The sequence below is a fragment of the Psychrobacter sp. BF1 genome, assembly GCF_019279065.1.
Lineage (GTDB): Bacteria > Pseudomonadota > Gammaproteobacteria > Pseudomonadales > Moraxellaceae > Psychrobacter > Psychrobacter urativorans.
This window is the reverse complement of the sequence record NZ_JAGYWV010000013.1, coordinates 67,888-89,311: the sequence shown is the minus strand read 5'-3', so window position 1 is coordinate 89,311 and position 21,424 is coordinate 67,888. Positions and strand designations below refer to the sequence as shown.

The 21,424-nt window shown below is 40.8% G+C and carries 18 protein-coding genes; 8 read left to right on the top strand and 10 right to left on the bottom strand.

The window, feature by feature from the left end:
* The first annotated feature begins 513 nt into the window (after positions 1-513).
* Both KZA12_RS13065 and KZA12_RS13060 read left to right on the top strand, forming a co-directional pair.
* Positions 514-1,566, top strand: a complete 1,053-nt coding sequence (locus KZA12_RS13065; protein WP_218690513.1) for a 5'-nucleotidase — start codon at positions 514-516, stop codon at positions 1,564-1,566.
* A gap of 36 nt (positions 1,567-1,602) precedes the next feature.
* Complete coding sequence (locus KZA12_RS13060) at positions 1,603-2,220, top strand: rhomboid family intramembrane serine protease (RefSeq protein WP_201623810.1); 618 nt, start codon at positions 1,603-1,605, stop codon at positions 2,218-2,220.
* Here the strand turns inward: KZA12_RS13060 and KZA12_RS13055 are convergent.
* The 5 genes from KZA12_RS13055 to KZA12_RS13035 all read right to left on the bottom strand — a co-directional run bounded on the left by KZA12_RS13055 (position 2,195) and on the right by KZA12_RS13035 (position 7,695).
* On the bottom strand, positions 2,195-2,740 hold the full coding sequence (locus KZA12_RS13055) for a hypothetical protein (RefSeq protein ID WP_201623809.1): 546 nt from the start codon (positions 2,738-2,740) through the stop codon (positions 2,195-2,197). The two genes, KZA12_RS13060 and KZA12_RS13055, sit on opposite strands and share 26 nt — an antisense overlap.
* Before the next feature lie 183 nt (positions 2,741-2,923).
* Positions 2,924-4,792, bottom strand: coding sequence for a sodium:solute symporter family protein (locus KZA12_RS13050; protein WP_216581824.1), 1,869 nt, complete (start codon positions 4,790-4,792; stop codon positions 2,924-2,926).
* A 4-nt stretch (positions 4,793-4,796) separates the two neighbouring features.
* A complete protein-coding gene (locus tag KZA12_RS13045; protein WP_201623807.1) occupies positions 4,797-5,057 on the bottom strand; it encodes a DUF4212 domain-containing protein in 261 nt (86 codons plus the stop codon).
* Positions 5,058-5,645: 588 nt separating this feature from the next.
* Positions 5,646-7,361: a cation acetate symporter gene (locus KZA12_RS13040; RefSeq protein ID WP_201623806.1), complete on the bottom strand. Its 1,716-nt coding sequence runs from the start codon at positions 7,359-7,361 to the stop codon at positions 5,646-5,648.
* Between the two features lies 1 nt (position 7,362).
* Positions 7,363-7,695 (bottom strand): DUF485 domain-containing protein, encoded by a 333-nt coding sequence (locus KZA12_RS13035; protein WP_201623805.1) that lies wholly within the window; start codon positions 7,693-7,695, stop codon positions 7,363-7,365.
* Between the two features lie 937 nt (positions 7,696-8,632).
* On the opposite strand from KZA12_RS13035, the gene KZA12_RS13030 reads away from it, so the two are divergent.
* On the top strand, positions 8,633-10,132 hold the full coding sequence (locus KZA12_RS13030; protein WP_218690512.1) for a sodium:alanine symporter family protein: 1,500 nt from the start codon (positions 8,633-8,635) through the stop codon (positions 10,130-10,132).
* 114 nt (positions 10,133-10,246) lie between these two features.
* Here the strand turns inward: KZA12_RS13030 and KZA12_RS13025 are convergent, their stop codons facing one another.
* Positions 10,247-11,884: an electron transfer flavoprotein-ubiquinone oxidoreductase gene (locus tag KZA12_RS13025; RefSeq protein ID WP_256932973.1), complete on the bottom strand. Its 1,638-nt coding sequence runs from the start codon at positions 11,882-11,884 to the stop codon at positions 10,247-10,249.
* A gap of 880 nt (positions 11,885-12,764) precedes the next feature.
* On the opposite strand from KZA12_RS13025, the gene KZA12_RS13020 reads away from it, so the two are divergent.
* The 3 genes from KZA12_RS13020 to KZA12_RS13010 all read left to right on the top strand — a co-directional run bounded on the left by KZA12_RS13020 (position 12,765) and on the right by KZA12_RS13010 (position 15,236).
* The gene (locus tag KZA12_RS13020) at positions 12,765-13,481 is read left to right on the top strand and encodes a DUF1285 domain-containing protein (protein WP_201623803.1); all 717 of its coding nucleotides are present in this window, start codon (positions 12,765-12,767) and stop codon (positions 13,479-13,481) included.
* 163 nt (positions 13,482-13,644) lie between these two features.
* Positions 13,645-14,691 (top strand): glutamate racemase, encoded by a 1,047-nt coding sequence (murI, locus tag KZA12_RS13015; RefSeq protein WP_201623802.1) that lies wholly within the window; start codon positions 13,645-13,647, stop codon positions 14,689-14,691.
* A 248-nt stretch (positions 14,692-14,939) separates the two neighbouring features.
* Entirely contained in the window at positions 14,940-15,236 is a 297-nt protein-coding gene (locus KZA12_RS13010) for a hypothetical protein (RefSeq protein ID WP_201623801.1), read from the top strand.
* 131 nt (positions 15,237-15,367) lie between these two features.
* On the opposite strand, the gene KZA12_RS13005 is transcribed toward KZA12_RS13010, so the two are convergent.
* Positions 15,368-16,834: a lytic murein transglycosylase gene (locus tag KZA12_RS13005; RefSeq protein ID WP_218690511.1), complete on the bottom strand. Its 1,467-nt coding sequence runs from the start codon at positions 16,832-16,834 to the stop codon at positions 15,368-15,370.
* Positions 16,835-17,096: 262 nt separating this feature from the next.
* On the opposite strand from KZA12_RS13005, the gene KZA12_RS13000 reads away from it, so the two are divergent.
* Together KZA12_RS13000 and KZA12_RS12995 are read left to right on the top strand one after the other, a co-directional pair.
* Entirely contained in the window at positions 17,097-18,587 is a 1,491-nt protein-coding gene (locus KZA12_RS13000) for an AAA family ATPase (RefSeq protein WP_218690510.1), read from the top strand.
* Entirely contained in the window at positions 18,574-19,179 is a 606-nt protein-coding gene (locus KZA12_RS12995) for a retron system putative HNH endonuclease (RefSeq protein WP_201623798.1), read from the top strand. Before KZA12_RS13000 ends, KZA12_RS12995 begins: the two co-directional genes overlap by 14 nt.
* Before the next feature lie 28 nt (positions 19,180-19,207).
* Here the strand turns inward: KZA12_RS12995 and KZA12_RS12990 are convergent, their stop codons facing one another.
* The 3 genes from KZA12_RS12990 to msrA form a co-directional block, all read right to left on the bottom strand.
* Positions 19,208-19,945, bottom strand: coding sequence for a DUF1499 domain-containing protein (locus tag KZA12_RS12990; protein ID WP_256932971.1), 738 nt, complete (start codon positions 19,943-19,945; stop codon positions 19,208-19,210).
* On the bottom strand, positions 19,946-20,623 hold the full coding sequence (tmpT, locus tag KZA12_RS12985) for a thiopurine S-methyltransferase (RefSeq protein ID WP_218690509.1): 678 nt from the start codon (positions 20,621-20,623) through the stop codon (positions 19,946-19,948). It abuts the gene before it with no gap.
* A gap of 173 nt (positions 20,624-20,796) precedes the next feature.
* The gene (msrA, locus tag KZA12_RS12980; RefSeq protein WP_218690508.1) at positions 20,797-21,318 is read right to left on the bottom strand and encodes a peptide-methionine (S)-S-oxide reductase MsrA; all 522 of its coding nucleotides are present in this window, start codon (positions 21,316-21,318) and stop codon (positions 20,797-20,799) included.
* Positions 21,319-21,424: the final 106 nt, after the last annotated feature.

Sequence of the window (21,424 nt, the reverse complement as noted above, 5' to 3'; positions counted from 1 at the left end):
GAAGTGAAACATCATCGCGCCAATGGTAGTGTGGCCCCGGCCATGTGAGAGTAGGTCATCGTCAGCTCTCTATTCTAAAATCCCCCAATCAGTTATCTGGTTGGGGGATTTTTTTATCTTTACTTTAATAGTGACCTACACCGAAAACCCTATTTAAAGGGTTTTCTCTTGCGCAGCCTAACAAAGCAGTGCTTTGTTTTAACGGCGCTCAGGTTATCGTCAGCTCTCTATTCTAGATTCGCCCCTTAACTTAATTGTTAAGGGGCTTTTCTTTGGTTGCCTGTAATATTAGTCGATTGCAAAAAATACTGACCTTATATTATTTATAATAAAAAAGACTGCTATGGCAGTCTTTTTTTGCGCTATAGCTTATAGTTAGGCATTGAGTATCCGATTTTATTACAAGGATATGATGTGATAGCAACTTTTATCATCATTATATATTTTGCTACTGTAGTAAACTTAGCTTAAAGTAATCATTCAAAATATAAGTTTTTATATAAGTAGAAAATTATGTCAGTCGATTTTAGTAATACCTTGATAGTGGCTATTTCTGCCACTGCTTTATTTGATTTATCTGAATCAGAAAATCATCTGCTACAGTTGCTTGAGCACCGTCCTAACCAAGCTATAAAAGAGTTTCGTGACTATATGGCTGAGCGTGAGAATGAGCCTTTGGCTATAGGAGCGGGCTACCCACTTATAAAAGCTTTGCTTAACCTCAATAACTATTGCCACGATTGCACTCAGCCTGATATAGATCTTCAGGCTCCCTTAGTCGAAGTAGTGATCGTCTCCAAGAGTAGTCCTGATACTGGTATACAAGTGCTCAACGCCATTCGTGAGCATGGTCTGAGTATTTCACGTTCAGCCTTTATATCGGGTAGTTTAGTAGCGCCTTACATTAATGATTTTAATATTGATTTGTTTTTGACTACTAATCGTAATGACGCTCAGCAAGTCGCTGATGCCAATATTTGTGCTTGTGCTATCCTTGATGCTACTCCAGTAAATACTTATGAGTTAGACACCGAGCAGCTGCGGATAGCTTTTGATGGTGATGCGGTACTGTTTGATGACTCAGGAGAGCTATTGTATAAGCAGAAGGGTCTAAAGGCTTTTCATGACCGTGAAGCACAGATGCGTGATTTACCGATTGAAAAAGGTCCTTATGCTGAGCTGTTGATTAAGTTATCGAAGTTACAAGAGCGTCTACCTGTGCACATGGATCATCGGCCTATTAACATCGCTTTAGTAACCGCCCGTAATGCACCAGCAGATTTGCGAGCGATAAAGACGCTGCGACAATGGGGAGTAGACGTTGATATGGCTTTTTTCCTAGGAGGTCTTGATAAAACAGCCGTTCTGAAGACTTTTGCACCGCATATATTCTTTGATGACTCTATAAAGCACATTGATGCTGCACGTAACTTTGTGCCAACCGCCTTAGTACCTTATCATTCCACTTCGCTGCTACATGCTAATAACTACTCAACAGGCGATAAAGATGCTTCACTGCTGTCCTTTGTGCCTGTCGAGCCCGCTGTTTTGTCTGTAAATTACTAAAATTGTGCATTTACAATAATACTAGGCTCTTTATCTATGAACTGGCAATCGTTGCTTTCTTTGATTATAGTGCGCTTAAAGCAAGTCATTGGCTTATATGCCTTTGTACTCGTCCCTATGTGGGTTATGTTTTTCGTCAATAATATCTTTTTATTTGGCTTGTGGAATATATTCGGTATTGCCCCGCGCACCTTTGATTTACGCAGTATAGTGGGGGTGTTTGCCTCTTGGACTATGCATGGTGACATTACTCACATCATAGGTAATAGCTTAACCTTGCTACAGATACTTTTTCTATTTGGCTTATTTGAGAACAATGCTTATCGCACGATTTTGAAGCTTATAATCGCCTCAGGAGTGATGACATGGTTGATCGGGTCGGAATCATCGATTCATATCGGTGCTTCAGGACTTTGTTTTGCGATGCTCGGGTTTATGATAGGGGGAGCGGTATTTGCGAGACGATGGGGCTATTTGTTAGCTTGTATCGTTATGGGTGCAGGGTTTTGGTTTACTATTAAACAAGGACTAATGCCCCAGCAAGGTATCTCCTTTGCGGCGCATTTTGGTGGTCTATGCGCCGGTCTGCTATTAGGAGCTAATTCTAAACATCACTATTCATCAGTAACTAAGTATTCTTCGAACATACGCTGATAAATATAGGGTCGTCTTTAGTCAACGGCCGCCATGCAGTGGTTTGCTTGACATGATCATCAATGCTCAGCGTACTGTCTTTTTCTTGTAGAACATAATCTGCACGTGCAGGAGTAGCGCAATCTATAACTTGCGGCATCTGTTGGACACTTCTACGGCGCTCAAACAGATATAAGTTAACCAAATACATGTCTTTGTTATCTGCATTGGCGCGTGCATTGCCAGCGTCGGCGGCTATAAAGCGAAAAGTTTGCGGTTTCACATAGGACCAAGGACGAAACCAAGTGCTTTCTTCAACTTTTTTAACAACCGTTACTCCTTTAGGAAGTTCGGCAACTTGTTGGCTGAACCAGTTGTATTCCTGATTTATTTGAAAAGCAAAAATACCAATAGCACCAAACAAAGGAATAAGCCATTTTGGCGCCCGTTTACCTGCCAATTTGGATAGGTGAGTTATAATCAGTGCCACACCAGCTAAGCCGAAACCGGCAGCTATAGTAGCGATAAACTCAAATAGCATAACAGCTGTCCTTAACGCCATAGGCGCATTTAACACAATAATGAGTCGTCATAAAGTCTACCTCAATCAAAGCTACTTTATAACCTTAGGATAAAAAAATCACTCACAAGCAGCTACTGCCTGTGAGTGATAGATAGAGTAACTAACGATATCTTTAACATTTAAGCTTATTATATCTATAGCTTAATGGTCAATGGCACCGCCAGCACCACGTGGAGAACGTACGCTTTCAACCAACTCTTGGATATGTGCTGGTGGTGGCGCAGTAGCGTAAGATACAGCGAACGCTACGATAAAGTTAAGTAAGGCACCGACCGCACCAAATGATAATGGCGAGATACCAAACAACCAGTACTCTTCAGTATCAGGGAAGTTTGCAGTACCAGTGATGAAGAACCAACCTTTAAACATAAAGATATAGACTAAGATACTAATCAAACCCGTTAACATACCGGCGATAGCGCCAAGGTTGTTAATACGCTTAGAGAAAATACCCATCATTAGTACTGGGAACAGTGAAGCACCCGCAATACCAAAGGCTAGGGCTACTACTTGTGCGGCAAATCCTGGTGGATTAATACCCAAGTAAGTGGCAACCACGATCGCTACGCCCATAGTGATACGAGCATATTTTAACTCGTCTTTATCACTGATGTTCGGATTAAGGTTTCTTTTGATCAAGTCATGACTGATCGCTGATGAGATTGCGAGTAGTAGGCCAGCTGCTGTTGATAATGCTGCTGCCAAACCACCTGCGGCGATAAGACCGATAACCCAACCTGGTAACTGGGCAATTTCTGGGTTAGCTAATACTAAGATATCAGCATTCACGTCTAACTCGTTACCTGCCCAACCTCTGTCAGTAAAGACGCCATCACGCTCTAAGTCATGCTTGACACGTGCTTCATCAACTGCAGTTGTAGCCGCAGCAATGTCGCCGCCGTCAGCTTGTGCTGCTTTTAATGCGAGCTCAGCGGCGCCAAGTCCACTATCGCTATATAACTGAATGCGACCGTCATTATTCAAGTCGTTATACTTGATAAGACCTGTCTCTTCCCAAGTATTCATCCAATCAGGACGCTGATTATATTCAATAGCAGGCTGTTCTACGCCTTGTGGGTAGATAGTGTCGATTAAGTTTAAACGCGCCATAGCACCTACTGCTGGAGCAGTAAAATATAGTAGCGAAATAAACACTAAAGTCCAACCAGCTGTCCAACGTGCGTCAGCAACTTTAGGGACTGTGAAGAAACGAATGATAACGTGTGGCAGACCTGCTGTACCTATCATTAGAGATAGAGTAAATAACACCATATTTAGCTTGTTAGGTACGTCAGCTGTATAAGAGGTAAAACCTAAGTCAGTAACGACTTGGTTCAGCTTAGTCAAGATAGGAACGCCAGATTCTACGTGGTTTGAGAATAAGCCTAAACCAGGGATCGGGTTACCCGTCAACTCAAGCGAAATAAATACTGCAGGGATAGTATAAGCAATCATCAGTACTACGTACTGAGCAACCTGAGTGTAAGTAATCCCTTTCATACCACCAAGTACGGCATAGAAGAATACCACTACGGCAGCGATAATAAGACCAGTTGTGCTTTCAACTTCTAAGAAGCGTGAGAATGCAACACCAGCACCAGTCATCTGACCGATAACATAAGTAGTAGAAGCAATAATCAAACAGACCACGGCTATCATAGCGGCAGTCTTAGAGTAAAAACGGTCGCCAATAAAGTCAGGAACCGTGAACTTACCGAATTTACGTAAGTAAGGGGCTAGCAGCATGGCTAGTAGAACATAACCACCAGTCCAACCCATCAAGTACGTTGATGCGCCGTAACCACTAGTTGCAATAATACCTGCCATTGAGATAAATGACGCAGCACTCATCCAATCAGCTGCCGTTGCCATTCCGTTGACTACTGGATGCACACCGCCGCCAGCAACATAGAACTCACTAGTTGAACCTGCACGTGCCCACCAAGCAATACCGAAGTATAAAGCGAAAGATAGACCTACAAAAATGATATTAATAGTAAATTGACTCATAGGGCTATTCCTCGTCTACGCCATATTGTTTATCTAACTTATTCATACGCCAAGCGTAGAAGAAGATTAAGATGATGAATATGCCAATTGACCCTTGTTGAGCAAACCAAAAGCCTAAATCAGTACCGCCAATTTTAATACCTGAAATCAACGGACGTAACAAGATACCAAACCCATATGAGCACAGTGCCCAAACAATAAGGCTACCTATAATAAGACGGATATTGGCGCGCCAATAACCAGATGGATCATTATACTTATCCATATGACAACTCCTTTTGTCTAACATAAAACAGGGTAGATGGTTGGCATATACCCAGCAGTTATAATCTAACGCTCATCCCTTAACAAAAAAGCCAGCTATGCTATGATTCTAAACTTCCCAAAACAGTTTGATGAATCCAAATAACTGGCCACAATTATTAAAAAATAGGGCAAGAATCTCTGAAAATATTATATATGAAATATCGAATATTTTTTCAATAATACTAAAGATTGTAAAAACAATCTATCTAATTAAATAATGAAGCGGTAACAAAAGCAAAATAGACGCAGTGTGTTCTAAATATAATAACTGATAAGCTAATAGTTTTAATTCCATCACTGCGTAATGGACTTATTATAGTTGTCCATTGTAAACCTCTAAAAAATATATGCAACGTTAACAATAAATGAATTTAAATTACTTTATGTAACTAAATATTTATTTAATAGAAACAACACAGATTATCAGTTTGCTAACACTATAAATTTCTATAAAAAAATCACTCACAAGCTACTGCCTGTGAGTGATGAATAGCACCATTATAAAGAGACTACTATACTATTAATGTACTAGATAATCATTAATCTATTAGTGGTCAGAAGCACCAGATATGCCAATGCCGGTTTGCGAACGAACAAACTGAGCATCAAATGCCTTACGTTCTTTTTCTGCACGGGCTGATTTATCCGTTACCGAGAAAAACCAACAGCATAGGAATGATAGTGGCATAGCAAATAATGCCGGACCATTGAATGGGTTAGGTGCGGTCTCGGAAATCCCAAGCGTATCGACCCAAACGGCTTTAGATAGAATAATCAAACCAACAGCGCCTACTAGACCAACAATACCGCCAATTACAGCGCCACGCGTTGTCAAACCCTTCCAAAACATCGACAGTACTAGTACTGGGAAGTTGGCACAAGCAGCTACCGAGAATGCTAGACCAACCATGAAAGCAACGTTTTGTTTTTCAAACAAGATCCCTAGAATCATAGCAAAAACTGCCAAACCTAAAGTGGCATATCTTGAAACTTTCATTTCAGACTCAGGGGTAGTTTGACCTTTTTTAAACACGTTAGCATATAGGTCATGCGAAATAGCCGATACCCCTGAAAGCGTCAGACCAGCTACTACCGCAAGGATAGTGGCAAAGGCAACGGCTGAGATAAAGCCCATAAATAAATCACCGCCTAGCGCTTCACTTAAGTGAATGGCGGCCATATTATTACCACCAGTTAACTCTAATTGACCAGTAAGTGCTGATTTTGCGACATCAAGAAACTGTGGGTTATTGGCAATGAACAAGATGGCACCAAAACCAATAATAAAGGTCAGTAGGTAAAAGTAGCCAATAAATCCGGTTGCAACCACAACAGACTTACGCGCTTCTTTGGCATCTTTTACCGTGAAAAAGCGCATTAGGATATGAGGCAATCCTGCGGTACCAAACATGAGTGCAAGACCGAGTGATAGGGCATCAATTGGATTTTCAGTCAGTTTGCCAGGTCCCATAATCTTAACGGCATCTGTAACACTAGTGCTATGGGCTTTGCCATAGGCAACGATCGCCTGATTGAACATATTACTAAAGCTAAAATCAACCGATTTCATGACCATAAATGCCATAAAGGTTGCACCACTTAGTAGCATAACTGCTTTAATAATTTGTACCCAAGTGGTTGCCAACATACCACCGAATAGAACGTAGGCAGTCATCAATAAGCCCACTACAACTACGGCAATATTATAGTTCAAACCAAATAGCAGTTTGATTAACTGACCGGCACCCACCATCTGTGCAATCAGATAAAAAGCGACTACCACTAAAGAACTAAAAGCTGCCAGTGTGCGTACAGGCTTCTCTTCTAAGCGAAATGAAACCACATCGGATAAGTTGAATTTACCCAGATTTCGCAGGCGTTCTGCAATGAGGAATAATACGATAGGCCAACCGACCATAAAGCCGAGTGAGTAGAGCAAGCCGTCAAAACCCGAACTAAATACTAATGCTGAAATACCAAGAAAAGATGCGGCTGACATATAGTCACCTGCAATCGCTAAACCATTCTGAAAACCACTGATGCCACCGCCTGCCGTATAAAAATCTGCAGTTGATTGGGTTTGCCCAGCGGCCCATTTAGTAATTACTAGCGTAAAACCAACAAAGATCATAAACATGATAATTGCAGGCCAATTGGTTGCCTGTTGCTCGGCAACTCCTAAATCAGGACCCGCAAGTGCCATAGTAGAGCAGCATAAACTTATGAGTGCGACTAGTATCGCTTTAGGTGATGTTAATGTCATCTCAATGCGTTCCTTCTTCGTGTGCAATGGCCTCAATTTCTTTAAGGGTTTCTTCATTGAGTGAATCAAGCGTGTTGTTGGCAATATACGAATATACGCCACACAACACAAATGACAGCACGATAATCCCTAGTCCTAAGGGAATTCCCCAAGTAGTAACACCTCCACTAAACGAGCTTGCTAAAAATGGTTTATTGTAACCAACCAAAAGCATAAAACCGACGTAAACAAACAGCATAATTGCAGTTAACGTCCAGCTAAGTCTGCGCTTTTTACTTACCATCTCTTGAAACTTTGGATTATTCATAATTCGTTCTACCTGTGAATCATTCATAACCAACTCCTTGTTTTTTGGTCCAATCATGGACTGCTGCTTCAAATGGGGTATTTCATTGTCTAAATGAGCAAGTGACTGAAGTGTAGATACCTAATTCATCCCCGATCAAAGCACTATTTAGCAAAAGCTAACCGTGAAGTGCTTCATTGACCGACTATCACAGTCTTTGCTTTGGCTTACCTGAATAAAAATTCAGTAGCCTTGACTATGGATTTTCATCTCATCTCTTGTGTTTCTAACAATGTCGTTTAACGCTTGGTTACTCTTTATTACCATACTCATATGAACGGTAGTAATTCACCGATAAAGAATATATAAAAATTTCATCCAATTAACAATAAAAATATTTACTTTACTTTTTGTAACTAAATGTTTAATGCTAATTAGCTAGCAACTATTTATAGGATGCGAATGATGTTGATGTGCTTACTGATGCCTATGCTTGGATAAACCCCTGTTTGCACTATGGCTTTATTATTATAAACATAATAAAGCTTACTGATAATAAATGGCAGCTATTTTATAAATAAAGTTTGTGAGGTGATAATTGATCTTTATGGGACGTAATAATTAGCCCATTCAAATCAACTAAGCGCTGTAAATATTTGATTCTAACTATAATCTACAAATATCATTTTTCTATATCAGCGATGATAATCAAGCAGAAGCTGGGCAAATGGCTATTTACATAATGTTTAAAATTTGTAGGATAAGAGAAAAAAACAATCTAATGATTCATATTCAGCTAAAATGCCGCCACATGATATATCTCAGTTACCTTGAAACATATGAAGTTGTTATTTATTAGTGTTAAACAAAAGTAGTTAAAACACTATGAATAGGTGAGTGAGAGTCATAAAGACATTAGGATCTGCTTAATATCATTGGTGATATCAACAGGTCTCCTATATAAAATATAAGTGTGGAGCGTAATATGAGTGAAGGGATAGCGGGTTGGTTTAACGACATTGTAAACTATGGCGTAAGTGTCATCTGGGGCAATAATGATTGGTTGATTGTTGGTAATCCTTGGTATGGATTATTGATGTTTGTACTGATTGGCGCAGGTGTCTATTTTACCCTTGCTACTCGTTTTGTACAGTTTCGCCACTTTGGTCATATGTGGAAGTTATTACGAACCTCTAATCAAGGTCGCAAAGATGGAGGCATCAGCTCCTTTGAGGCGCTAATGACCTCGCTGGCCGCTCGAGTAGGTACTGGTAATCTAGCAGGGGTAGCGATTGCTATTTATCTTGGTGGTCCAGGAGCGGTTTTTTGGATGTGGATGACCGCTATAGTAGGGATGTCGACTAGTTTTATTGAGTCCACTCTAGCGCAAGCCTATAAAGTTCCACATACTGATGACAATGTCTATCGTGGTGGACCCGCTTATTATATTGAAAAGGGCTTAGGTCAGCGCTGGATGGCAGTGTTTTTCTCCATTTGTCTGCTAATCGCTTTTGGCTTAGCATTCAATGGGGTGCAGTCTAATACTATCGCTCAGGCAACTCATGAAGCCTTTGGGGTGCCAACTTGGATGACAGGTCTAGTATTAGTATTGTTAGTAGCACCAGTAGTATTTGGTGGTTTACGTTCAGTAGCTCGCATTGCCGGCAAAGTAGTACCCGTAATGGCGATTTTATATATCCTGTTAGCATTATTCATTATTGTTACTAACTTTAGTCAGTTTCCAGCAGCGATTGTGCTGATTGTTAAGTCGGCATTTGGCTTTGAGCAGGCAGCAGGTGGGGTGATAGGTTATGGTATCGCCCAAGCTATGATTAATGGTATCAAGCGCGGTTTGTTTTCGAACGAAGCCGGTATGGGGTCAGCGCCTAATGCTGCAGCGACTGCTAAGAGTAGTCCTGATCATCCAGCGGTCCAAGGGTTTATGCAGATGTTAGGGGTATTCATTGATACCCTAGTGATTTGTACAGCGACTGCCTCCATTATTATTTTATCAGGTGTGGTCAATCCTGATGTTGAGCAAGAAGGTATTCAGTTAACTCAGCTAGCTTTATCGCAATATGTTGGTGATTTAGGGGTAATATTCGTAGCAATTGCGATTTTCTTCTTCTCATTCACATCGATCATTGCTAACTATAGCTATGGCGAGTCCAACCTCGAATTTATCTCTGGTAGTAAAAATGCCAAAGTAATGATTATGGTGTTTCGCTTCTTAGTACTAGGTATGGTATTCGTCGGAGCGGTTGCAAGCTTACCCGCTATCTGGAACTTTGCTGATTTATCTATGGGTTTGATGGCTTTGACTAACTTAATAGCAATTGTTCTATTATCACCAGTAGCCCTACGCATACTGCGTGATTATGAACGTCAAGTTAAGGAAGGCAAGTCAGGTGACCAAATCACCTTTAATCCTGATCACTTTGTTAAGCTAAAAGATGAAGCCAATCGTGAAGCTTGGCCTGACTAGTTTAAATTAGTGATAACAAAAAGCCCGCTCATTAATGAGCGGGCTTTTTATTGGACAGTTTTTAATATATGAGCTTAGGACTAAAGCTTTAAACCAACCCTAGTCTTTAGGGGCTTACATATTTGGATAGTTAGGACCGCCGCCGCCTTCTGGGGTTACCCAGTTTATATTCTGCGAAGGATCTTTGATATCACAAGTTTTACAATGGACACAGTTTTGCGCATTAATGACGAAATGAGCACCTTTGGCATCTTCTACGACTTCATAGACCCCAGCAGGACAATATAGACGCGCTGGCTCTGCATACAAAGGTAGATTGATCGAAATAGGCACAGTAGCATCAGTCAATTTTAAATGTACTGGCTGATCTTCTGTATGGTTAGTATTAGAGATAAATACTGACGATAGCTTATCAAAAGTAAGCTTGCCATCTGGCTTAGGATATTCCGGCTTATAAGCATGAGCGGCGCGCTCTAATTGGTCATAATCACGTGCGTTATCATGAATAGTCAGAACAGCCTGACCACCGAGCAAGTTTTGCTCGATAAAGTTAAAGGCACCGCCCATCCACTGACCCATGCGATGCATTGAAGGCGAGAAGTTACGCGCATCAAAGTTATCTTTATACAACCATGAGTCTTTGTACATAGCCGTATAAGCCAGTACTTCATCGTGTTGACGGCCATCTTGCAAGGCTTCAAACACAGCTTCAGCAGCTAGCATGCCTGACTTCATAGCAGTGTGCGTGCCTTTGATTTTGGCAGGATTCAAGAATCCAGCATCATCACCAGCCAAGACCCCACCTGGGAAAGTCAATTTAGGCAAGGAGTTCAAACCGCCTTTAGTTAATGAGCGCGCGCCATAAGAGATGCGTTTACCGCCCTCTAAAATATTACGAATTAGCGGATGGGTTTTTAAACGCTGCAATTCATCAAATGGCGACATATAAGGATTGGAGTAGGAAAGGTCAATCACTATACCAAAGCTGACTTGATTATCTGCGGCAAAATATAACCACCAACCGCCTGATGAGCCTGTATCAGTCAAAGGCCAACCTGAACCGTGCATGACCACACCTTCTTCATGCTTAGCAGGATCAATATCCCACAGCTCTTTGAGACCAATTCCGTAATGCTGTGGATCACAATCTTTATCAAGGTTGAAACGACTGATTAAGCGTTTACCTAAATGACCACGGCTACCTTCAGCAAAGATGGTGTACTTGGCCAGTAGCTCGTAACCTGGCTCAAAGCTAGCCTTAGTGTCGCCATTGGCTGCTACGCCCATATCACCGGTTAAGATACCTTTTACTGAGCCATCATCGTTGTATAAGATTTCAGCAGCTGGGAAGCCTGGGAACATCATTACTTCTAGCTCTTCAGCTTGGGTCGCAAGCCAACGTACTACATTAGCTAAAGAGACAATATAGTTGCCTTTGTTGTGCATGCTTTCTGGAATAACTGAATCGATCAGCTTAGTACTACGCTTAGCTGAACCTAACATGTAGACTCGGTCTTCACGTGCAACAACCGTCAAAGGAGCACCTTTCTCTTTCCAGTCTGGAATCAGCTCATCTAAGGCGCGCGGTTCAATAACTGCACCTGATAAGATATGCGCCCCAAATTCAGAACCTTTTTCAACCACACATACCGAAAATTCGTCATTACCAGCAGCAATCGCTTGCTGACGCAGACGAATGGCAGCAGATAGACCAGCAGGACCACCCCCTACTACGATGACATCGAACTCCATCGATTCACGCTCAATCTCAGGCTCTTCAGCAACCACTAATTCTGGTTGCTTTTCAACGCTAACAGCTGCGATAGGTTGTTCGGTGACCACAGTTTCGACTGGCACTGCACTAGGTTGATCGACAGCTATCTCTTCAACAGCTTGTGGTTCTACTACAGCTGTGTCATTAATAGTCATGCTGTTATTTCCAGCGTCTACAGAATCAACAACTAAGGTATTGGACTCAGTGTCCGCCACGCTATTGAGATCTGTATTGACTAAATCTGATGGGGGTGTATCTATAGCTATTGGCGCTTCAGTGTTGACGACATCAGCATTAACGACTGACGTTTTATGGTCTTGCTCTTGCATACCTACTCCTAAACTTGTAGTGGCTTATCTTTGAGTATAATTAACCTAGCAATCGAATAATAAAGCTTGCGAGTCTAATTACCTACAGATATATGGCTGCCCGATAAAACTGTCTTTACGGCATCAATCGACAACGTTACCATTGAAATGATGAGACTGGTGAGATGATAAGATCTGCAGCAGACTAATGACTAATATAATACTAATAACAGTCAGGATAATGGCCTCAAACCATCATAAAGTAGCTATCAAGTATTATTATTTGGGGACTATCAGGGAAAAACAAAGCAATAGTTAACTTAAAAAAGACAATTAAAGTAACCGTTACAGGACTCTTTTAATAAAAAGTCGTTACTCATTATAAAAGAAAAGTCCTACAAACACGATACGCATTTACGAGTATCGGTGTTAAGGTAATATTAAACCTATAATGCCTAATTGTCCTATCATACCCGAAACTAAAATGAATAGTAATAGCCGATAGGGCAAACTTTAATGACTAGGTAATCGCTAATAAGGAGATTGTGTTATGAACGACGATATCAATAGTAAAAAAACAGCTGCGAGCGTAAGTAGTGATAGCATCAATCAGCAAAACTCAGCCGTTAATCAACCCCCTAGTGACGATCTGACTAAGATTGAAGCACTCAGTCACTATCTCAAGGCTGATGCAGGCAGCCGTCAAGGGCGTTCTATACCGCCTTTGGAACAATGGCATCCTGAGCAAGTTGATGATATGGATTTAGTTATCAAAGCCAATGGCGAATGGTGGCATGAAGGTGGGCTGATGACCCGTGAGTCATTGGTTACTTTGTTTGCGACAGTATTATGGCAAGAGCAAGGCGCTGGTGGTACGGAGTATTATCTAAAAACCCCAGTACAAAAATTACGTATTCAAGTAGAAGATGTACCGCTGCTGATCAATGATGTGGGTATCGTCAATGAAGTGCTCGATGGCAAGCAGTTGAGCTGGCTAGAATTCACTACTACTACTGGCGATATAGTACGCTTGGATGAGGCACATCCTATTACTTTACGAGCTTATGAGTCAGATAAAGAACAGGCAGGAGTTACAGCACAAGTGCGACCTTATATGCCAGTCCGTAATGGTCTAACGGCATTAATTGGCCGTAATACTTTTTATCATTTGACGGAGATTGGTGACTTAAGTGAACAGCAAGGTAAGACGATTTTGACCTTACATAGTGGTGGCAAGTCTTACCAGTTGTCAATGCCAGAGAATTAGCAGCTTGGTATTAACTAGATCATAGCCTTGCAGCTTAGTCTGATGTTTAGCAGTTAACCATTAGCCTGTAGGCTCAGCAATAAGTCGCTTTGATGGGCTAATAAGCGGATAATACCATCTTAGTTTTCACTTTTATCTTATTATAACTAGTGGTAAAGAGAGCATGACTGATTCTGCAGCTTGGCAAGAGAATAACGTCCTATGTAATGACGGTAGCGACTGTATTGAAAAGCCCTATCAGGGGAGTCATAGCTATCAGGTGGATATTAAACATAATAACCGTGATCAGCAAGCTATTGGCAACGCTCTTTATCAGGACAATGACTCTCAAATCATTGAACTCATAACTACTGAATCGATAACTACTGAACTAAAAATCAATGAGTCTAATACTAGAAGCGATGCCCCGATTGGGTTGTTTGATTCAGGTATAGGTGGCCTATCAGTATATTTACATTTAGCGCAGCAGCTACCAGCTGAGCGTTACCTCTATTATGCAGATACTAAGCATGTACCGTATGGCAATCGTGATAGCAAAGATATTGAGGCGCTGACCTTAGTCGCGATTGACTGGCTATATAAACAAGGTTGCAAGCTGATCGTCATTGCTTGCAATAGTGCTTCAGCTCATGCGTTGGAAGTGGCTCGTTATCGCTATCCACAGTTGCCAATCGTAGGGTTAGTACCTGCCCTTAAACCCGCAGTATCACAGAGCAAAACTGGCAAAATAGCCGTACTCGCCACTAAGGCCACTCTAGAAGGTTCACTATTGAACCAAGTGATCGCCGAGGTGGCGACTCCTAAAGGTAGTATTGTCACTAAGTACTTTGATCCGCAGCTAGTGCCTTGGGTAGAGGCAGGTATGCCTGAAGATTCTGAAACTGCTCAGCGTCTACGTGAAAAAATACGCCAGCTGGCTGCCGATGAAGTAGATTACTTAGTGCTAGGCTGTACCCATTATCCTTTTTTTCGAGAGTTTTTATTGCGTGAGATTGAAGATAAAAAGTTGTCGTTAGGCGTAGTTGATTCTGGGCAAGCTATTGCTGCTCGTGTTCAGTATTTGCTAGTGACTAATAAAATATTAGCCTTATCACAAACCCCTAATGTCATTAAACCATTAAATTTTTATGCCAGTAAGTATGATACTGCTCTCATCGATATGCTACCGCGATTACTAGGCTCAGAAGCCGTTATTGAGTATCATCATTAATCAATAGGGCAAAACCTTTATTAGCAGCAGCTATAGTGACAGACAGAAGAGCTGTTGGTAGCTCAAGGAGCAGTGCTACGTTTTGTAATACAAAGCATACGTGCATAAGGTTTAAAAAAAGATCAAAGTGGGTCAGACTATAAGCCATAGACCATAGTGAGTTTTATAATAACTTTTAGTTTTATGATAACTCCTACAAGAGCAAATATTTCTATTTAAACTATTATTATTTATATGAGGAGAGCGCAATGAACGACTCTAAACGCGAAGAATTAAAAAAAGAAATTGCTGAGCTTGAAAAAACTATGCATGACACTGAGCAATTCCATACTTTAGAAGAGCAAGTGGCTGACATGAAGCGCAGAGGCCTTGATCCTAGTAAAACCTATAATGACTGGGATGATAAAGAGAAAGATGATTGGGGCGATGCTACTTGGAAAGAAAATGGCAAATGGGAGCATAAAACTCCTGAGGATCTAGATGATAAAGCTCGTGAAAACTGGGATGGTGACAATGGTAAGCCTAATGCACCGCCGATTGTATAATGGTTGTGCTCGTTTTATAAGCAACTAAAATAAAACCCCCGCTACTTTAAAGGATTAGCGGGGGTTTTATTTTTAATACTTCATTGCCTAATAGCTGTCAGCTACTAGTATCACTATTGCAATAGAGCGTCTTAATTAACACGCTCTAAACGTACTGATCCATCACTACCTGTAACTTGACGATAACGGACATTACCTGAAGTTGACGGTTGCGTTGAGGACACAGTAGGCCTAACGGTCTGTTGTTGAATCAGTTGTCCCATGCGATCAGCAGATGTTTGATTCACAGATTGACTATTAGACGCTTGATTATATTGCGTTCCGTACTGATTACCAGAGGCATTATTGCTACGAGGCGAGCTTTGAGCAGCGATCAGACGGTGGAACTTTTGACCAGCACGACCATCGGCTGGGAAGATGCCACGGCTAGATTGGTACTGTTGAATAGCAGTGCGAGTATTGTCACCAATGATGCCATCAACGGCGCCAATCTCATAACCTGCATTTAACAGGCCTTGTTGAATATCGCGAGCTTCTTGGCGACCAATACCCGGATCATCAGTAGGCCAAGCGGTAATAAAGTCAGTCTTGCTACTATTCTCACTAGTGACAAGATCAGATAAATGCGCTATCGCAAGGGCATAGCTCTCCGAGGCATTATAAGAGTAGAAAGTATCAAAATTCTTGCCTACTAAAAAGGCAGGGCCGTCTTTACCAGCAGGCATCAATAATCCAGCACTACTTAAATCATAAGGCAGCGGGCTACCATTAGCTAAGGTTAAGCCCTGATCGCGCCAATGGCTCATCGACTTTTTGTTTTTGCGATCAGATGCTGCCCAATAGCCACTAGGCAATTTGACTTCATAACCCCAAGGTTCACCAGAGCGATAACCACGTTTGGCTAGGAAATTAGCAGTAGAGGCTAGCGCATCTGGCACACTATTGACCAAGTCACGACGACCGTCACCATCAAAGTCGACCGCTAATTCTAAAAAGGTACTAGGCATAAACTGGGTTTGTCCAAAAGCCCCTGCCCATGAGCCAGTCATGTCATTAGGTCTAATATCACCGTTTTGGACAATTTTTAGGGCATTGGCATATTCACCCTGAAAATAGCTCTGACGACGATCAAAACAAGATAAAGTCGCTAAAGAGTCAAACAAAGGTTTTTTACCCAAAGTCTGGCCGAAATTTGATTCTACACCCCATACTCCTAGGACATGCTCAGGTTTGACGCCATAACGCGATTCGATACTACGTAAGGTATCTGCCCACTGACGCTTGGCACGAATACCATCTTCTACCCGTTCACTATCGACTAATGAGGAGAGATAATCCCAAATATCTTTTTGAAATTCAGGCTGGTAATTTAAAGATTGAATCACGCTAGGATCAGGTTCAGTAGGGCGATATCTCTCAAAAGTAGAACTATCGACACCGCGAAATTTGCTAGAGTTTTTTAGACCATCTAGACACTGCTGGAATTGAGAATTCGATAAATTAGGGGCGTTAGTACTAGCCGCTTGGGCGGTGCTGGCAAGAGTCAATCCGATAGCGGCGCTTAGCAAAGATAAGGTAGATAAATGGGTCAAACGCATAAAGTTATCCTATAAATAAAAATAGTGGCAAGGCCAGAAATAAAATCAAAGATGCAAGGTGGTAAGATTAGTTTAGAGTAACCAATATTAATAATAAAGAAAAGGCGTAGACGCACTTAGTTACTATAAGCTGACGCAAGGGTGAGGTTGGGGGTTAATACGGTAAGCTGTCTGTGAATAATAGCTATGCTAGCCGCTGGTTTATATTGTTATACTGTTTTAAAGAATTGGTATCAAATACTATTTAAAAGAGATAATTAAAATGAAAGTTAAACGATTACAATTGCAAAATTATGGTCGCTTCGAAGACTTAACAATAGACTTTGCTCCGACAGCTGAGAAGACTAGTAATGTCACTGTAATTGTGGGAAATAATGGCGCGGGCAAGTCGCAGATTTTGCAGGCTTTGGCGACTGGGCTTAGTTGGTTTATTGCAAAACTACATGATGAAAATGCAGACGGAATAGAACTAACTCAGTCTAATATAAAGAATAATACATATCTATCTTCAGTTAAAATTAACATTGAAGATTTAAGCTGTATTGAAAGAAATAATCAATGGTATGAAGAAAATATCAAAGCAGATTGGAAAATTGATGCTACTACTGAGAAAAAATTTAGACCTGCTACCTATGGATTGAGAGTTAACAGGCTGTCTAAAGTAATCAGAAGCTATGTCTATCAATTTGAAAATAATGAAGACACTAGTCTCCCTATATTCGCTTATTACCCTGTGGAACGTACCATTAGGAGTACGCCAGTTGAAATTAGCGATAATTTTATCAATAATCAATTTACTGCCTATGATAATGCGTTAGAAAAATCAGTTAGTTTTGAAAGTTTTTTTGCGTGGTTTCGTGAACAAGAGGACATTGAAAACGAAGAGAAAGCTAAAATTAGAAACTTGCATAAAGACGATTCAGACCTAGTAAGTGTGTTAAAAAGTGAGTTCAACTATCCAAAAAATATAGCGAAAAAAGCATTACCTCAAGATGAAATAGACTTGATGACCTTAGAACTAATTCATAATATTAGAGATAAAATTCATTTCCAATTCAATAACAAGTTTCAAGATAACTTGCTCTCTGCTGTTCGTGATTCCATTGAGTTTTTCACTAGTTTTAAGAATGTACATATTCGCCGTCAAGGCACGCCAACCATGATTGTTGAAAAAGACGGTGAAGAGCTAGACGTCAACCAACTCTCGCAAGGCGAAAAGTCTTTATTAGCTTTAGTTGGAGATATTGCTCGCCGCTTAGCGCTGCTTAACCCAAGCCTTGATAACCCGCTTGAAGGCGAAGGCGTGGTAATGATTGATGAAGTCGATCTGCATTTACACCCAAAGTGGCAACATGATTTGATCGATAAACTTGTAAAAACTTTCCCAAATGTGCAATTTATCTTAACGACACATTCACCGCATGTGATTAGCGATCGTAATGATATTTTATTATACTCGCTAGAAGATGGGGAACTAATTGAAATGCCTAATGTTTATGGCGAAGACGTCAATACCGTTTTGACTAAGATATTTGATGTAGATATTCGTGATAGTAAAGTTGAAAAGCAGTTTACAATTATTCGTCGCGCTATCAGTAACCATTATTATGATGAGGCAGATAAAAAGATAGATGAGTTAGCTAAGCAATTACCTTTGGATAATTTGGAATTATTGAAGTGCCGTCTAATGCTAGCTCAAGCTAAGCTTACAGACAATAAAAATACCAATAAGACTGACTATGCAAAAAATTGATAAGTTAGGCAAAATGCCTGAAGAAAGCGTTAAAGGTTTTAAGTCATATAAATCAGAACAATGGGGTCAGATTCCAGAAGAATTAAAAACGAAACTTCGAGAACAATTGTCTCAAGAACAAAATGGCTTGTGTTGTTATTGCTGTCAAATCATAGATGATAAAACAACTCATATTGAGCATTTGCAATGTCGGCAGGACTATCCGAAAAAATGCTTTGATTATGAAAATTTGCTACTGAGTTGTAGTACGCGCAAACAGTGTGATAACGCCAAAGGTAGTCAGGCATTGCCATTAACACCACTGATGACCGAATGTGATAGTGAGATCAAACTAAATCTTGCAGGTGAGCTAGTATCTGATACTGAACGAGGTAAGCAAGCTATTGAAATATTAAACTTAAACAATCGTGAGTCAGAACGCAGGCGTAAAGGTTTAATTGATAATATAAAGTTTACCTTTGATCCTAACCAGTCTCATTCTCCACCAATCAACATACAGGACTTCGAAACGCTTAAATTAATTATGGATAGTATGCCTAATCTATATCAAAGGCATGAGCTTGAATACATTATCAAAAAGTTGATTGGGTGAATGGAGAGTAGTAAAACTAAAACCCCAATCACTGCTCCAAAACAGAATTCAACTCTTTAATAAAACCACGAATACGCTCGGCGTTTTTGCCTAAATCGCTGGCACCCATCCTTGATTTACTACGAATATCAACTATACGTTTGTCGCCTTTATCTTCAATACGTACGACCACATCATCTTTAAAGCCAAACCAAGTCGTGGTATCAGTGGCCTCAATTAAGCCGGTATTAGCATCAGTGTTTACCATCTCCCAGCCTAAGTTTTCAGCGGCCTGTGCTGCTGCCTTTACTAGTTCAGCTTTTGGCTGCATATAAGTTAAGGTCTTAATATCGGGATAAGCTTGACGCTGCATAGCCGCTGATGCTTCACCTTCATAAGCTACAGGATTTGGCGCGTCAGCTCGTAGCGGTACAATAGCTACGAATTCGGGTGGATTGACTAAGTCAGTCGAAATATCATGAATAGGCGGTACGCTACTGCCTCTGTTCATCATGGTGAGGGGCACGGCTATAGCAATGCCAGAAAATAAAACAACCGTTGCCGCACTGCTAAAAGTTATGATTTTTCGCTTAGTGATAACTTGCAAGATAATCAGTAAAACCAACAGCATTAGCGCTGCAATACCAGTATATACCCCATATTTAAAGCCTATAAACGAGGTGCCTAAGTCGATGATACCAAGTTTATGAAAAGGCGCTGATAGGGCAACTAGTAACAAGGCGATTAGGCTTATTAAAATCACTAAGATCTTCATTAAGTTATTCAATTATTTTTCCTCCAATAGCCATACATGCTCAGTTACCGCCATCTTAGGGTTGGCATTTAAAGTTGAGGGTTCAGCTTCCAGCTCAGTTATTTGGTAGTGCTCGCTATAGTACTGCTGGATTTGTTGGCTACTGATTGAGAACGGTGGCCCAGACCATTCATTTTGATCATAATTTAGGGTAAGCAGTAGTTGGCTGGCATTAATATTAGCATCAGCATTACTGCTTAACTGGCGTACTTGCTCGCTGTATTTTGGACGCATATCTGCTGGCATAGCGATTAAGGCAGCTCTATCGTATACCGCATCTATAGGACCGATATCAGCAGCGGCTAGGGCAAAGAGGTCAGCAACCCATAACGCTATAGTTTTGCCTGCTAGTTGAGCTCGATAGCATTTGATATTGGCATGATCAGGATGTTCAGTGATAGTAGCTGACAGATTGTGCTCAGCGAAGAACTCTTGCACCGCTGACTCTACTAACTCTACACCAACCACCTCATAGCCTTGTTCGACCAACCACCGCATATCAATAGACTTACCACATAATGGGACGAAGACCCGACTACCCACTGGCAAGTCTAAAACTGAGAAATACTTCACTAACAATGGATTAACTTTCGGTTGATTAAAGCCAATACGCTTATCTTGCCAACGTGCTTGCCAAAATTCAGGGTTCATATTATTACCTTTATCAGTAGGGTCTTATTTATGAGTGATTTTAGTGAGTTATATTTTAATATGACTACTATAGTACCCAATAAAAAGGCCAAGCGTAGCAACACTTGGCCTTTTTATTAAGGATTTAAAGTAACGATTAATTCTAAACCCTTGTTTTATGGTCAACTTAGCGTCTAGCTGACCATATATTTGCTAAACTCTTTACGTAGCTTGGTAAGCTTAGGGGGAATAGCAAAGTTGCAATAAGCTTGACCTGGATTTCTATTAAAGAAGTCTTGATGCGCCTCTTCAGCTTTATAGAACTCCAGCGCTGGATGTACTTCAGTGACAATATTAAGACCCATATCACGCAACTTATTAATAGTGCGATCAACAGTAGGTTTCTGCTGTTCATCAGTGTAATACACTACGCTGCGATATTGGCTACCGACATCATTGCCTTGACGATCTTTAGTGGTAGGATCATGAGTGCCAAAGAACACATCTAGCAGTACTTCTAGTGGCAGCACTGACTCATCAAAATCTATTTTAATCACTTCTACATGACCACTGTTACCGCCACAGACGGTTTGGTAATTGGCAGTCGCTGCTTCACCACCCATGTAACCTGAAACTACTGATTGAACGCCTTTTAGCGATAAAAATACAGATTCGGTGCACCAAAAGCAGCCACCACCTAAGATAATAGTTTGCATTATATTGTCCTGTTATTATGAGTTGTTATTTAGGGTTATTAGTTTTATCAGCTTATATTTACTGCATTTAGCTTAGCAGGCAGATGGAGGCGTCTAAGTAACAAAC

Bases quoted from the DNA above. Each gene is read 5' to 3' on its own strand.
- KZA12_RS13065 (WP_218690513.1), top strand. From the start codon at position 514: ATGTCAGTCGATTTTAGTAATACCTTGATAGTGGCTATTTCTGCCACT.
- KZA12_RS13060 (WP_201623810.1), top strand. From the start codon at position 1,603: ATGAACTGGCAATCGTTGCTTTCTTTGATTATAGTGCGCTTAAAGCAA.
- KZA12_RS13010 (WP_201623801.1), top strand. From the start codon at position 14,940: ATGAACGACTCTAAACGCGAAGAATTAAAAAAAGAAATTGCTGAGCTT.
- KZA12_RS13030 (WP_218690512.1), top strand. From the start codon at position 8,633: ATGAGTGAAGGGATAGCGGGTTGGTTTAACGACATTGTAAACTATGGC.
- KZA12_RS13045 (WP_201623807.1), bottom strand. From the start codon at position 5,057: ATGGATAAGTATAATGATCCATCTGGTTATTGGCGCGCCAATATCCGT.
- KZA12_RS13055 (WP_201623809.1), bottom strand. From the start codon at position 2,740: ATGCTATTTGAGTTTATCGCTACTATAGCTGCCGGTTTCGGCTTAGCT.
- KZA12_RS12995 (WP_201623798.1), top strand. From the start codon at position 18,574: ATGCAAAAAATTGATAAGTTAGGCAAAATGCCTGAAGAAAGCGTTAAA.
- KZA12_RS13040 (WP_201623806.1), bottom strand. From the start codon at position 7,361: ATGACATTAACATCACCTAAAGCGATACTAGTCGCACTCATAAGTTTA.
- KZA12_RS13020 (WP_201623803.1), top strand. From the start codon at position 12,765: ATGAACGACGATATCAATAGTAAAAAAACAGCTGCGAGCGTAAGTAGT.
- tmpT (WP_218690509.1), bottom strand. From the start codon at position 20,623: ATGAACCCTGAATTTTGGCAAGCACGTTGGCAAGATAAGCGTATTGGC.
- KZA12_RS13050 (WP_216581824.1), bottom strand. From the start codon at position 4,792: ATGAGTCAATTTACTATTAATATCATTTTTGTAGGTCTATCTTTCGCT.
- murI (WP_201623802.1), top strand. From the start codon at position 13,645: ATGACTGATTCTGCAGCTTGGCAAGAGAATAACGTCCTATGTAATGAC.
- KZA12_RS13035 (WP_201623805.1), bottom strand. From the start codon at position 7,695: ATGAATGATTCACAGGTAGAACGAATTATGAATAATCCAAAGTTTCAA.
- KZA12_RS13025 (WP_256932973.1), bottom strand. From the start codon at position 11,884: ATGGAGTTCGATGTCATCGTAGTAGGGGGTGGTCCTGCTGGTCTATCT.
- KZA12_RS13005 (WP_218690511.1), bottom strand. From the start codon at position 16,834: ATGCGTTTGACCCATTTATCTACCTTATCTTTGCTAAGCGCCGCTATC.
- msrA (WP_218690508.1), bottom strand. From the start codon at position 21,318: ATGCAAACTATTATCTTAGGTGGTGGCTGCTTTTGGTGCACCGAATCT.
- KZA12_RS13000 (WP_218690510.1), top strand. From the start codon at position 17,097: ATGAAAGTTAAACGATTACAATTGCAAAATTATGGTCGCTTCGAAGAC.